Below are 12,787 nucleotides of genomic sequence, written 5' to 3' on the forward strand. Positions count from 1 at the left end.
GACCTCCCCCGTAAGCGTAGCGCCTGCGGGGGATTTTTTACGCCATCAGGATCTTCACTACCGCCTTACGCACTTTGGCCGGTTCTCCCACGGCACACAGCGGCTTATGCACTTCTCCAGGGTAAAAGACCACAAAATCCCCCTCGTTCAGAATGACGGTTTTCTCCTGTTCGCCGGCCGACAGAAACGCAATATCTCTCTCCGCCAGCCCGTCGATGTCCGCTGCGCCGGCGGCAGGTCGGGTGCTGAAGGTCATGGCCTCCTGGCCGCGCAGCACAATCTGGATATCCAGATAGCGCGCATGGTATTCCGCGCGGCGGACGGCAAGAGGTTCGGTCGTATCTTCTGAAATCATATAAAACACGTTGTTACCGTCAATATCGTATTTGCCGGGCGACGTCTCTTCGCTCACGTGGGCTTTAACGTGCTCAATCGCCTGACGCAACGCATCCGGTAGCCAGGCCTGCAGATGGTGAATGTGACCAACGATCATAGTACCCCTCAAAGATAAAACAGCTTTTCATTTTTGTTTTTATACGCCCCTTCACACTGCCATACCACCTCTTTTTTACGGTTTTTTGCGCTGGCGCAGCCTTATCGAAGCAATCGTTTTCTTGTTTGTGTACTAATCGCTTGATCCGAAATTTGAGCTGCGTATAATGCCGGTCGATTTGCCGGGAGGAAGCATGGTCTACTGCGTACGACATTCTGTCTTACCGCGTCTGAACACAGGCGCTGGCGTAGCGTTTTTCTTTCCGTTGCTCAATGAATTCTCGAAGCCCCTTATTTAAGGGGCTTTTTTTTTGCCCAGGCGTCAGGAGATAAACATGGCTAACCCGCTATATCAAAAACATATCATTTCCATAAACGATCTCAGCCGAGAAGACCTCGAACTGGTCCTGGCGACCGCTGCAAAACTGAAAGCGAATCCACAGCCGGAACTGCTGAAGCATAAGGTTATCGCCAGCTGTTTCTTTGAAGCCTCCACCCGTACCCGCCTGTCGTTTGAAACCTCGATGCACCGCCTCGGCGCCAGCGTGGTGGGCTTTTCCGACAGCAGCAACACCTCGCTGGGCAAAAAAGGGGAAACCCTGGCCGACACCATTTCGGTCATCAGCACCTACGTCGACGCCATCGTGATGCGCCATCCGCAGGAAGGGGCTTCGCGTCTGGCGACCGAGTTTTCCGGCGGTATCCCGGTCCTCAACGCCGGCGATGGCGCTAACCAGCACCCGACGCAGACCCTGCTGGATCTCTTCACCATTCAGGAAACTCAGGGCCGCCTGGAAAACCTCAACGTCGCGATGGTTGGCGACCTCAAATATGGCCGCACCGTCCATTCGCTGACCCAGGCGCTGGCGAAATTCAACGGCAACCGCTTCTACTTTATCGCCCCGGATGCGCTGGCGATGCCGCAGTACATCCTCGATATGCTGGATGAGAAAGGGATTGCCTGGAGCGTGCACAGCGCCATTGATGAAGTGATGGGAGAGCTGGATATTCTGTACATGACCCGCGTGCAGAAAGAGCGTCTTGACCCGTCGGAATACGCCAACGTGAAAGCGCAGTTTGTCCTGCGTGCCGCCGACCTCGACGGCGCCCGTCACAATATGAAAGTGCTGCACCCGCTGCCGCGCATTGATGAAATCACCACCGATGTCGATAAAACGCCGCACGCCTGGTACTTCCAGCAGGCCGGCAACGGCATCTTCGCACGCCAGGCGTTACTGGCACTGGTACTGAATAGCGAGCTGGCTCTGTAAGGGGAAACGACCATGACACACGATAATAAACTGCAGGTAGAAGCCATTAAACGTGGCACCGTTATCGACCACATCCCTGCGCAGGTGGGCTTTAAACTGCTGACGTTGTTCAAACTGACCGAAACGGATCAGCGGATCACCATCGGCCTGAACCTGCCGTCAGGTGAAATGGGCCGCAAGGACCTGGTAAAAATCGAGAATACGTTCCTGACCGACGAGCAGGTAAACCAGCTGGCGCTGTATGCCCCGCATGCGACGGTCAACCGCATCGATGATTATGAAGTAGTCGGTAAGTCACGCCCGAATCTGCCGGATCGGATTAACAGCGTGCTGGTCTGCCCGAACAGCAACTGTATCAGCCATGCCGAGCCGGTTTCCTCCAGCTTTGCGGTGAAAAAGCGGGAAAACGATATCGCGCTGAAGTGCAAATATTGTGAAAAAGAGTTTTCGCATTATGTGGTTCTGGCCAACTAATTGAGGTTGGTATTGGCAACCCGGCTCCCTATAATGGCCGGGTTCCATACGCGCTATCCTTCAAGCTGCTTCTTTGTCGGCCGTGCGGGCGGTTCGCCCCTTGCCGCGTCGCTGCAACTCGAAGGATTTTGCGTCACTACTTAATAATGCTGTTATTCAGGAGAACTCATGTCTAAAACTATCGCGACGGAAAATGCACCAGCAGCAATCGGCCCGTATGTTCAGGGTGTTGATCTGGGCAGCATGATCATCACTTCCGGCCAGATCCCCGTCGATCCGAAAACTGGTAGCGTGCCGGAAGATGTCGCCGCTCAGGCGCGTCAGTCTCTGGACAACGTCAAAGCTATCGTTGAAGCCGCAGGCCTGAAAGTCGGCGACATTGTTAAAACGACCGTATTCGTTAAAGATCTGAACGACTTCGCCACCGTGAATGCCGCTTATGAAGCGTTCTTCACCGAACATCACGCGACCTTCCCGGCGCGCTCCTGCGTGGAAGTGGCTCGCCTGCCGAAAGATGTGAAAATCGAGATCGAAGCGATCGCCATTCGTCGCTAAGCCTCGCATCCCCTCACCCATGCGCCTTTATTACCGCGCCGGGTGAGGGAGTTTCACTACTCGACCTTCGTCGCCCGCAGCAGTTTCTCCAGCGGATAAACCGCCGCAATCACCAGCTCATCCTGCGTTTTCGCCGCCTCGTCCAGCTGCGCCTGAACCGACGCATACTCTTTATCATCCAGCGTGCCCTGCCGCGCCACCAGATCGGTCAACCGTATCCCCAGCGTCGCCAGCTTATCCACCTGCGCCACCACCGGCTTTATCGCCGCCAGCTGATAGCTGTTTTCCGTCAGCGCCTGCGCATCGGCGATATTATTTTGCCAGAGGGTAAAAATATGGCGCAGCGCATCCGCGCTTTCGCTGTCTTCCGCATCGCTGATCAAACGCGACGCCCAACGATCGAGGTTGCGCACGGTCGTACTTTCTGCCGGTAACGCATCGGCGAGGCGGTTCAGCGGCTCAAACAGATGATAATGATTAGCCTGGAATTTCAGATGCTGGCGGGTGTAGTAGTGCGCCGGCTCCAGCGCCTGGGCGAGAATTTGCAGCGGCAGCGTGCTGCCGCCGTTGGCTAAGCGCGTGAACTGCACCAGCTGCTGGGTATGTTGCTGCAGGCCAACCGACACCGTAGACCAGCTGTCCATCGCCTGTAGCCGCTGATACATGTTATCGCTGTCGTTGACATCCTGCGCCGACCACAACCGCTCCGCCACCGCAAAGGCCCGCGGCCAGAGTTTAATATCCAGCACCGGCGCCGCCACGTTTTCCGCCCATAGCGCCGCCTCGCCGCCGAGCAGGTTCTTCTGCTGGTCCGCCTCCGGGACCACCGGCGGCGTGCCCTGGGGCACCGCTTCCAGCCTTTGCCCGCTGACAGGATAGCGGGTGTTGCCCAGCAGGAAATAGCCGCCCAGCTTATCGTCGTTCACGGTCAGCACCGGTCGGGTTTCCCCCATCCAGGTGTCGACGCGAAAGGTCAGCCGATCGTCGCCGCCCCATTCAATATCCTGCACCGCACGACGAGATTTGCCTTTGAAATCAATAAACCCGCGCCAGCCGCCCTCGCCTTTAATCAGTGTAAAGCTTCCTTCCACCGCGCTGCCCTTCAGCCGTGGCATCGAGAAACTCCAGCTCTGCGCGCTGTCGTTATCACTTATCGTATCCACGCCGTTCAGCCCCTGGGGCACAATTTCATTACGATAGTGATAGGCAGTGTACTGCGGCTGGTCGAGATAGAAACCGGTGGAGAGGATCCCCCGATAGCCCTGCTTTACCACCTCGCCCAGCGCGTCCTGTCCCTGCCAGGACTGAATCAGAATGCTTTTCGGCAGGTCCGGGTGATAAATCTCATCCCAGCCGACCATCTGCCGGTGGTATTTTTCGAGGATCGCCTCCAGCCTGCGGTTGAAGTACGCCTGCAGCGCGTGGCTATCGGCCAGCCCCTTCTCGCGCATAAACGCCTGGATAGTCGGGTTCGCTTTCCACTGACTGTCGTCCACTTCATCCCCGCCGATATGCAGATACGGGTCGGGGAAAATAGCCGCCAGCTCGGCGATCATCGCCTCGGCAAAGGCGTAGGTGGTCTCTTTGCTGGGATCGAGCACGGGTTTCAGTACGCCCCAATGGCGCTCCATGTCGTAGGGCCCCGGGGCGCTCATCAGCTCCGGGTAGGCCACCGCAATCGCCGACGCGTGGCCGGGCATATCGATTTCCGGCACCACGCGAATGCCGCGGTCCGCCGCGTAGCGCACCACCTCTTTCATCTGCGCCTGAGTATAAAACAGCCCGTCGCTGGCCTTCTGTTGCAGTTTCGGATACCGCGTGGAGGCGAAGCGCCAGCCCTGATCATCGGTCAGATGCCAGTGGAAGACGTTGAGCTTGGCCGCCGCCATGCCGTCAATCTGGCGTTTGATCGCCTCCAGCGGCATGAAGTGGCGAGCGGAATCCAGCAGCAGCCCGCGCCACGGAAAGCGCGGCGCATCATCAATCGTGACGTAAGGAATTGCCGTGTTCTCGGCGCCGTTCTGCATCAGCTGGAGCAGCGTCTCCATCCCGCGCATCGCGCCAAACCGGGTATTCGCCTTGAGGGTAACGCCCTCGGCAGTCACCTTCAGCTGGTAGCTTTCATCACTGTCAGGACGAGGAATCGCCGGCACTTTTTTGGCCACCACCACGTTAATTGTCGGCGTGGTAACCGGCGCCATTTGCGGTTGTAACGTCCAGCCGGTCTGGCGGGCAATGCGCTCGCGCCAGCGGCCCACGGCGTCGCCGGGCACGTCGCCGGTCACGTTCAGCGTCAGCGCGTTATTCACCACCAACGCCCCCGGCGACTGCGGGCGTTCGACCTGAGCCGGCCACGGCATCAGCGGCAGATCGCCGGCCGGAGCGGCATGTGCCATCGCGCCAAATAATAATCCGCTGGTCAGCAGGCCATTGCGCACAGAGTTAAGCATGAGTTTTCCTTTTGATGACGGGCCAAAAAAAAGCAAAACATTGGGTTAACATGCGCGCAAAAGAGCGTCAAGCAAACGGGATGACGGGGTTCACAACTTTCTGAGATTTAAGAGAAATGCCAAAAAGACCGTCCTCCCCTGAGGGAGAACGGTCGGCACAAAGACGGGTTATTGCCAGCCGTAGCGACGGCTGTAGAAGCCTTTTACCATCTGCGTCAGCGTCATGTAGCCTGCCAGAATAGCAATCAGCCACGGGAAGTAGCTCAGCGGCAGGGCCTGCAGCTGCAGATAGCCCGCCAGCGGCGAGAACGGCAGAGCGATGCCAACCAGCATCACCACCAGCGTCATGGCAAACAGCGGCCATGCGGCGCGGCTCTGAACAAACGGAATCCGCCGCGTACGGATCATATGCACAATCAGCGTTTGCGACAGCAGCCCTTCAATAAACCAGCCCGACTGGAACAGCGTCTGGGCTTCCGGCACGTTGGCCTGGAACACCCACCACATCAGGCAGAAGGTCAGGATATCGAAAATCGAGCTTATCGGGCCAAAGAAGACCATGAAGCGCCCCAGTTCCGAGGGATTCCAGCGCTGCGGTTTTTGAATCTGCTCGTCGTCGACGTTATCAAACGGGATCGCCACCTGGGATACATCGTACAGCAGGTTCTGGATCAGCAAGTGCAGTGGCAGCATCGGCAGGAACGGCAAAAAGGCGCTCGCCACCAGCACGCTGAAGACATTACCAAAGTTCGAACTGGCGGTCATTTTGATGTATTTCAGCATGTTGGCGAAAGTACGGCGACCTTCGATCACCCCCTCTTCCAGCACCATCAGGCTTTTTTCCAGCAGAATAATATCCGCAGCTTCGCGCGCAATATCCACCGCGCCATCCACGGAGATACCGATATCCGCCGCGCGCAGCGCCGGAGCATCGTTGATGCCGTCGCCCATAAAGCCGACCACATGGCCTTCGCGTTTAAGCAGCGTGACGATGCGCTCTTTATGTAACGGCGCAAGACGTGCAAACAGGGTCGTGCGTTTGGCCAGCGCCGCCAGCTCGTCATCGCTCATGTCTTCAATCTGGCTACCGGTGACCACCTCGCCGGCGTCCAGCCCCACTTCATGGCACACCTTCGCCGCCACCAGCTCGCTATCGCCGGTGAGGATTTTGACGGTAATGCCGCTGGCCTTCAGCGCTTTCAGCGCCGGGGCGGTGGTCTCTTTCGGAGGGTCGAGGAAGGCGATATAGCCTTCAAGGATCAGATCGGACTCGTCAATGCGCTGATAGTCACCTTCGCGGGCGGGCAGATATTTAGTCGCCACCGCCACCACGCGCAGCCCCTGGCGATTCAGGGTATCGGTGACGCGTTTGATACGGCGCAGCATGGTATCGTCCAGCGGCACGATTTCACCATTGTGGCGCACCTGGGTCGAGACGTTGAGGATCTCCTGGAGCGCACCTTTGCAGATCAGCTGATGCACGCCGTCTTGTTCACTCACCACCACCGACATACGGCGACGTTCGAAGTCGAAGGGAATTTCATCGACTTTCTGCCAGCGTTCAGAAAGCTGGCGCGCCGCATCCAGATCCACGCCTTCCAGCACGGCCTTATCGAGCAGGTTTTTCAACCCGGTCTGATAGTGGCTGTTCAGCCATGCGCAATGCAGAACCCGCTCGCTGACCTTACCGGAAATATCGGTATGGTTTTCCAGCACGATTTTATCCTGAGTCAGGGTGCCGGTTTTATCCGTGCACAGGATGTCCATCGCGCCAAAGTTCTGAATCGCGTCGAGGTGCTTCACAATGACTTTCTGTTTCGACAGCTTCACCGCCCCGCGTGCCAGGGTCGAGGTGACAATCATGGGCAGCATCTCCGGCGTCAGGCCCACCGCCACCGACAGGGCAAACAGCGCCGCTTCCCACCAGTCGCCTTTGGTGTAGCCGTTGATCAGCAGCACCACCGGCGCCATCACCAGCATAAAGCGGATCAACAGCATGCTGACGCGGCTGATGCCTTTCTGGAAGGCATTGGGTTCGCTCTCCTGCTCGCTTACCCGCCCGGCCAGCTGACCAAACCAGGTGTTGCCGCCGGTGGCGAAGACCATCGCCTGCGCCGTTCCGCTCACCACGTTGGTGCCCATAAAGCACAGGGTATCGCACTCAAGCGGGTTGCCCTGCTGCGGGTCGCGGCTGCTCGCCACTTTTTCGACCGGCAGCGATTCACCGGTCAGCGACGCCTGGGCCACGAACAGATCCCGCGCCTGAAGAATACGCAGGTCTGCCGGGATCATATCCCCGGCCGACAGCTTCACGATATCGCCAGGCACCAGCCGATCAATCGGCAGTTCGCACCAGCGGCTTTCGCCCTGTTCGTTGACCACCCGCAGCACCGTCGCGGTGTTGCTGACCATCGCCTTCAGCGCATCCGCCGCTTTGGTCGAGCGGGCTTCCTGAATGAAATTGAGCAGCGTGGAGATCCCCACCATCAGCGCAATCACGCCTGCGGCAAACAGGTCTTCCGTCGCATACGAGACGATACCCAGCACGGTCAGCAGCAGGTTGAACGGGTTGCGGTAGCAGGTCCAGAGGTGCACCCACCACGGCGCCGGTTTTTGTGCCGGAATTTGGTTATCGCCGTAGCGGGCAATTTTCCGCGCAACGTCGGCGTCGTTAAGCCCTTCCGGGTGGCTTTCGAAGGCGCGCCAGATTTCATTTTCGTCCATTGCCGCCACGTTCAGGCAGTGTTTACCCAACGAATCCGGAATCGGCGCAGTGGCCAGATTGCGGGCATCAGGTAACGGATCGCGCTGAACCAGTCGGCGCGGCAAATGGCGGCTGAGCTGTGCAAACAGCTGCCGGGTGATATTTTTCAGCATAAACAGTCCCTCCACGCTCGTACAGACGAACGCGGCAAAACAGACAGGCACGATAGAACCTTACCTGTCAGGTATTATTTTTTTATGGCAGGGACATCAAGGACGTCACTGCTTTACGCTTCCGGTAAAGCAGTGCTAAGCAGGCTTACCGGAAAAGGATGTAACTCCATCGAGGATGAGGAGTGGGATCGGGGTCCATATAATCTCCGGTAAGTGAGTAAAAGCGGCGCGAGAGTACCGCGAGCAACAGGCAATTTATAGCCACTGTCTTAATGATAACCCCGCGTAACTAAACAAGACGTAAACCAGACTTTGCTCATTGCGGTTTGGTTGAGTAGCATTAGGCTCACTTTTATCGGACCACGACGAGACCTCTGCATGCAAAACCGGCTGACCATCAAAGATATCGCGCGCTTAAGCGGCGTCGGGAAATCGACGGTATCCCGCGTGCTTAATAACGAAAGCGGCGTCAATGAGCGCACCCGTGAACGGGTCGAGGCGGTGATGCAACAGCACGGCTTCTCGCCCTCCCGCTCAGCGCGGGCGATGCGTGGTCAGAGCGATAAAGTGGTGGCGATTATCGTCACCCGTCTGGACTCGCTGTCGGAAAACCTTGCCGTACAGACCATGCTGCCCGCCTTTTACGAGCAAGGTTACGATCCGATTATGATGGAAAGCCAGTTCTCTCCCGCGCTGGTCGGCGAGCACCTGGGGATCCTCGCCCGCCGCAATATCGACGGCGTGGTACTGTTTGGCTTTACCGGCATTAGCGAAGAGATGCTGACGCCGTGGCGGGAATCGATGGTGCTGCTGGCCCGCGACGCGCCGGGATTCGCCTCCGTCTGCTACGACGACAACGGCGCGGTAAACATGCTGATGCAGCGTCTGTACGATGGCGGTCATCGGCATATCAGCTTCCTCGGGGTACCGCATAGCGACGTCACCACCGGGCAGCGCCGCCATCAGGCCTACCTCAATTTTTGCGAGCAGCATCAGTTGATCCCGTCCGCCGCCCTGCCGGGCCTGGCCATGAAACAGGGTTATGAAAATGTCGCCGGCGTATTGACCCCCGATACCAGCGCGCTGGTGTGCGCGACCGATACCCTCGCCCTCGGCGCCAGCAAGTATTTGCAGGAGCAACGCATTGGACATCTGCAGGTCGCCAGCGTCGGCAGTACGCCGCTGATGAAGTTTCTCCATCCGGAAATCCTGACCGTGAATCCCGGTTACGCCGAGGCCGGTCGCCAGGCGGCCCAACAGCTGATCGCCCAGATCGGCGGCCAGGCAGAACCTCGTCAAATCGTCATTCCCGCCGCGCTGATTTAAGCCCGTTTGTTGGATTTATGTGATCGTTGCTGCGTTTCGGGAACGTTCCCATTTTGAAAGTTGAACGGAGCGGTTAGGATTCGTCTCAGGTCATTACGCAATCTCTTCCCTCTGTTTTGAGGCCTCATAATGAGCAAAGTAAATCAGCAGGACATCGATAAATTAATCGAACTGGTCGGCGGGCGCGATAACATTGCGACCGTCAGTCACTGTATTACCCGTCTACGCTTTGTGCTGAACAATCCGGCCATCGCCAAACCGAAAGAAATTGAGCAGCTGCGCATGGTGAAAGGCTGCTTTACCAACGCCGGGCAGTTCCAGGTCGTGATCGGCACAGAAGTCGGCGATTACTACAAAGCCCTGCTGGCGACCACCGGCAAAGCGTCTGCCGATAAGGAACAGGCCAAGCAGGCGGCGCGGCAAAATATGAAGTGGCACGAGCAGCTGATCTCGCACTTTGCCGAGATCTTCTTCCCGCTGCTACCGGCGTTGATCAGCGGCGGTCTGATCCTCGGTTTCCGCAACGTGATCGGCGATCTGCCGATGAGCAACGGCCAGACGCTGGCGCAGATGCACCCGTCGCTGAAAACCATTTATGACTTCCTGTGGCTAATTGGCGAAGCCATCTTCTTCTATCTGCCGGTGGGTATCTGCTGGTCAGCGGTGAAGAAAATGGGCGGCACGCCGATCCTCGGCATCGTGCTCGGCGTTACGCTGGTCTCTCCACAGCTGATGAACGCCTATCTACTGGGCCAGCAGGTGCCGGAAGTGTGGAACTTCGGCCTGTTTACGATTGCGAAGGTCGGCTACCAGGCGCAGGTCATCCCGGCGCTGCTGGCGGGTCTGGCGCTCGGCTTTATCGAAACGCGCCTGAAACGCATCGTGCCTGACTACCTCTATCTGGTGGTGGTACCGGTCTGCTCCCTGATTCTGGCGGTGTTCCTCGCTCACGCCTTTATCGGTCCGTTTGGCCGCATGATCGGCGACGGCGTCGCCTTTGCCGTGCGCCACCTGATGACCGGTAGCTTTGCGCCGATTGGCGCCGCGCTGTTCGGCTTCCTCTACGCGCCATTGGTCATTACCGGGGTCCATCAGACCACGCTGGCTATCGATATGCAGATGATTCAGAGCATGGGCGGTACGCCGGTATGGCCGCTGATTGCGCTGTCCAACATCGCTCAGGCGTCGGCAGTGGTGGGGATTATTATCGCCAGCCGCAAGCAGAATGAGCGTGAAATCTCCGTCCCGGCGGCGATCTCCGCCTACCTGGGCGTCACAGAGCCGGCAATGTACGGCATCAACCTCAAGTACCGCTTCCCGATGCTCTGCGCGATGATCGGCTCCGGTCTTGCCGGGTTGCTGTGCGGCCTGAATGGCGTCATGGCGAACGGGATCGGCGTCGGCGGCCTGCCGGGCATCCTCTCCATTCAGCCAACTTACTGGCAGGTATTCGGCTTAGCGATGGTCATTGCGGTGGTGGTGCCGATTGTTCTCACCACCGTCATCTATCAGCGTAAGTTCCGTCAGGGCACATTACAGATTGTCTGATTTTTTCTTCCGGGGCGCGCTGGCGCCCCTTCGTTGTAGCAGGAAAGCGATATGAATACCCTCCCCCAGTGGTGGCAAAACGGCGTTATTTATCAAATTTATCCGAAGAGTTTCCAGGACACGACCGGCAGCGGTACCGGCGATCTGCGTGGGGTCACCTCGCGCCTCGACTACCTGCAAAAACTTGGCGTGGACGCCATCTGGCTGACGCCTTTCTACGTCTCACCGCAGGTCGATAACGGCTACGATGTGGCGAACTATACCGCCATCGACCCCACTTACGGCACGCTGGATGATTTCGACGAGCTGGTCGCCCAGGCAAAAGCGCGCGGGATCCGTATCGTGCTGGATATGGTTTTCAACCATACCTCTACCGCCCACGCCTGGTTTCGCGAGTCGTTGAATAAAGCGAGTCCGTACCGCCAGTTTTATATCTGGCGCGATGGCGAACCGACGACGCCGCCCAATAACTGGCGTTCGAAGTTTGGCGGCAACGCCTGGCAGTGGCACGCGGAGAGCGGGCAGTACTATCTGCATCTGTTCGCCGCGGAGCAGGCAGATCTCAACTGGGAAAACCCGACGGTCCGTGCGGAACTCAAAAAGGTGTGCGAGTTCTGGGCCGACCGCGGCGTCGACGGCCTGCGCCTCGATGTGGTCAACCTGATTTCGAAAGATCAAACCTTCCCGTCGGATACCCAGGGGGATGGCCGCCGTTTTTATACCGACGGTCCGCGGGTCCACGAATTCCTGCAGGAGATGAGCCGCGATGTCTTCACGCCGCGTAATCTGATGACGGTCGGCGAGATGTCCTCTACCTCGCTGGAACATTGCCAGCAATATGCCGCACAGGACGGCCGCGAGCTGTCGATGACCTTTAACTTCCACCATCTGAAGGTGGACTATCCCGGCGGCGAAAAATGGACCCTTGCGCGCCCGGACTACGTGGCGCTGAAAGCGCTGTTCACTCACTGGCAGCAGGGCATGCACAACCGGGCGTGGAATGCGCTGTTCTGGTGTAACCACGATCAGCCACGTATCGTGTCGCGTTTTGGCGATGAAGGGGAATACCGGGTACCGGCGGCGAAAATGCTGGCGATGGTCCTGCACGGCATGCAGGGCACTCCCTATATTTATCAGGGCGAAGAGATTGGCATGACCAATCCGCACTTCTCGCAGATCGGCGATTATCGCGACGTCGAGAGTCATAACATGTTTATTGAGCGCTCGGCGCAGGGACAGGCTCCCGATGAGCTGCTGGCGATTCTGGCCAGTAAATCGCGCGATAACAGCCGCACGCCGATGCAGTGGGACGCTCGCGACCAGGGCGGGTTTACCGCCGGTGAACCGTGGATTGCGCTGTGCGATAACTATCAGACGATCAACGTCGAGGCGGCGCTGGCGGATGCGGATTCCGTCTTTTACACCTACCAGCGGCTGATTGCGCTGCGTAAAACCACGCCGGTGCTGACCTGGGGCGACTATCTGGACCTGCTGCCTGATCATCCGTCGCTGTGGTGTTATCGCCGCCAGTGGCAAGGGAAAACGCTGGTCGTCGCGGCGAACCTGAGCCGCGAGTTCCAGAGCTGGCAGCCGGAGGAGGTGGACGGCGACTGGCAGGTATTGATGAGCAATTACGCGGAAGCGGCGAATCGCCCGGCCGCCATGACCCTACGGCCGTTTGAAGCGGTATGGTGGCTGCAGGAGTAACCCCTGGAGCGCTGCCTGTAACCGGGCTACGGGTTCGCCAACTTCGGCGAGCCGGTAGCCCGGACAGCGGCGCTGCCGCGCCGGAGT

The 12,787-nt window shown here is 58.3% G+C and carries 12 protein-coding genes; 8 read left to right on the plus strand and 4 right to left on the minus strand.

Translation table 11 applies throughout. The annotated features are described in order from the left end of the window. Positions 1-37: 37 nt before the first annotated feature. Complete coding sequence (locus tag Q1L34_RS23620) at positions 38-493, minus strand: YhcH/YjgK/YiaL family protein (RefSeq protein WP_044348129.1); 456 nt, start codon at positions 491-493, stop codon at positions 38-40. 193 nt (positions 494-686) lie between these two features. Between Q1L34_RS23620 and Q1L34_RS23625 the strand changes: the two genes are divergently transcribed. From Q1L34_RS23625 to ridA, 5 genes are all read left to right on the plus strand, one after another. Then, complete coding sequence (locus Q1L34_RS23625; RefSeq protein WP_015585298.1) at positions 687-791, plus strand: pyrBI operon leader peptide; 105 nt, start codon at positions 687-689, stop codon at positions 789-791. After that, on the plus strand, positions 766-825 hold the full coding sequence (locus tag Q1L34_RS23630; protein WP_112150686.1) for a pyrBI operon leader peptide: 60 nt from the start codon (positions 766-768) through the stop codon (positions 823-825). Before Q1L34_RS23625 ends, Q1L34_RS23630 begins: the two co-directional genes overlap by 26 nt. Positions 826-827: 2 nt before the next feature. Then, a complete protein-coding gene (pyrB, locus tag Q1L34_RS23635) occupies positions 828-1,763 on the plus strand; it encodes an aspartate carbamoyltransferase (RefSeq protein ID WP_004857285.1) in 936 nt (311 codons plus the stop codon). Positions 1,764-1,775: 12 nt separating this feature from the next. Next, positions 1,776-2,237: an aspartate carbamoyltransferase regulatory subunit gene (gene pyrI, locus Q1L34_RS23640; protein ID WP_004857283.1), complete on the plus strand. Its 462-nt coding sequence runs from the start codon at positions 1,776-1,778 to the stop codon at positions 2,235-2,237. A gap of 168 nt (positions 2,238-2,405) precedes the next feature. Continuing rightward, positions 2,406-2,792 (plus strand): 2-iminobutanoate/2-iminopropanoate deaminase, encoded by a 387-nt coding sequence (gene ridA, locus Q1L34_RS23645; RefSeq protein WP_004857278.1) that lies wholly within the window; start codon positions 2,406-2,408, stop codon positions 2,790-2,792. Positions 2,793-2,848: 56 nt separating this feature from the next. Here ridA and Q1L34_RS23650 read toward each other — a convergent pair whose 3' ends face one another. From Q1L34_RS23650 to mgtL, 3 genes are all read right to left on the minus strand, one after another. Next, positions 2,849-5,242 carry a beta-N-acetylhexosaminidase gene (locus Q1L34_RS23650; RefSeq protein WP_163980559.1) on the minus strand — a complete coding sequence of 798 codons (2,394 nt, stop codon included), beginning with the start codon at positions 5,240-5,242 and terminating at the stop codon, positions 2,849-2,851. Positions 5,243-5,410: 168 nt separating this feature from the next. Then, positions 5,411-8,119 (minus strand): magnesium-translocating P-type ATPase, encoded by a 2,709-nt coding sequence (gene mgtA, locus Q1L34_RS23655; protein ID WP_015585300.1) that lies wholly within the window; start codon positions 8,117-8,119, stop codon positions 5,411-5,413. Positions 8,120-8,264: 145 nt separating this feature from the next. Then, positions 8,265-8,318 (minus strand): mgtA regulatory leader peptide MgtL, encoded by a 54-nt coding sequence (mgtL, locus tag Q1L34_RS28440; RefSeq protein ID WP_155417144.1) that lies wholly within the window; start codon positions 8,316-8,318, stop codon positions 8,265-8,267. A 179-nt stretch (positions 8,319-8,497) separates the two neighbouring features. Between mgtL and treR the strand changes: the two genes are divergently transcribed. From treR to treC, 3 genes are all read left to right on the plus strand, one after another. Next, a complete protein-coding gene (treR, locus tag Q1L34_RS23660; protein WP_004857268.1) occupies positions 8,498-9,445 on the plus strand; it encodes a trehalose operon repressor TreR in 948 nt (315 codons plus the stop codon). 129 nt (positions 9,446-9,574) lie between these two features. Next, complete coding sequence (gene treB / locus Q1L34_RS23665; RefSeq protein ID WP_004857263.1) at positions 9,575-10,993, plus strand: PTS trehalose transporter subunit IIBC; 1,419 nt, start codon at positions 9,575-9,577, stop codon at positions 10,991-10,993. A gap of 51 nt (positions 10,994-11,044) precedes the next feature. Then, positions 11,045-12,700 carry an alpha,alpha-phosphotrehalase gene (gene treC / locus Q1L34_RS23670; RefSeq protein ID WP_103073337.1) on the plus strand — a complete coding sequence of 552 codons (1,656 nt, stop codon included), beginning with the start codon at positions 11,045-11,047 and terminating at the stop codon, positions 12,698-12,700. The last annotated feature ends 87 nt before the right edge of the window (positions 12,701-12,787 follow it).

This window comes from Klebsiella ornithinolytica (genome assembly GCF_030505655.1).
Lineage (GTDB): Bacteria > Pseudomonadota > Gammaproteobacteria > Enterobacterales > Enterobacteriaceae > Klebsiella > Klebsiella ornithinolytica.

What these genes read in the sequence shown, in the direction of transcription:
- treB (WP_004857263.1), top strand. Translation starts at nt 9,575, where the DNA reads ATGAGCAAAGTAAATCAGCAGGACATCGATAAATTAATCGAACTGGTC.
- treR (WP_004857268.1), top strand. Translation starts at nt 8,498, where the DNA reads ATGCAAAACCGGCTGACCATCAAAGATATCGCGCGCTTAAGCGGCGTC.
- mgtA (WP_015585300.1), bottom strand. Translation starts at nt 8,119, where the DNA reads ATGCTGAAAAATATCACCCGGCAGCTGTTTGCACAGCTCAGCCGCCAT.
- Q1L34_RS23620 (WP_044348129.1), bottom strand. Translation starts at nt 493, where the DNA reads ATGATCGTTGGTCACATTCACCATCTGCAGGCCTGGCTACCGGATGCG.
- treC (WP_103073337.1), top strand. Translation starts at nt 11,045, where the DNA reads ATGAATACCCTCCCCCAGTGGTGGCAAAACGGCGTTATTTATCAAATT.
- pyrB (WP_004857285.1), top strand. Translation starts at nt 828, where the DNA reads ATGGCTAACCCGCTATATCAAAAACATATCATTTCCATAAACGATCTC.
- Q1L34_RS23625 (WP_015585298.1), top strand. Translation starts at nt 687, where the DNA reads ATGGTCTACTGCGTACGACATTCTGTCTTACCGCGTCTGAACACAGGC.
- Q1L34_RS23650 (WP_163980559.1), bottom strand. Translation starts at nt 5,242, where the DNA reads ATGCTTAACTCTGTGCGCAATGGCCTGCTGACCAGCGGATTATTATTT.
- pyrI (WP_004857283.1), top strand. Translation starts at nt 1,776, where the DNA reads ATGACACACGATAATAAACTGCAGGTAGAAGCCATTAAACGTGGCACC.
- ridA (WP_004857278.1), top strand. Translation starts at nt 2,406, where the DNA reads ATGTCTAAAACTATCGCGACGGAAAATGCACCAGCAGCAATCGGCCCG.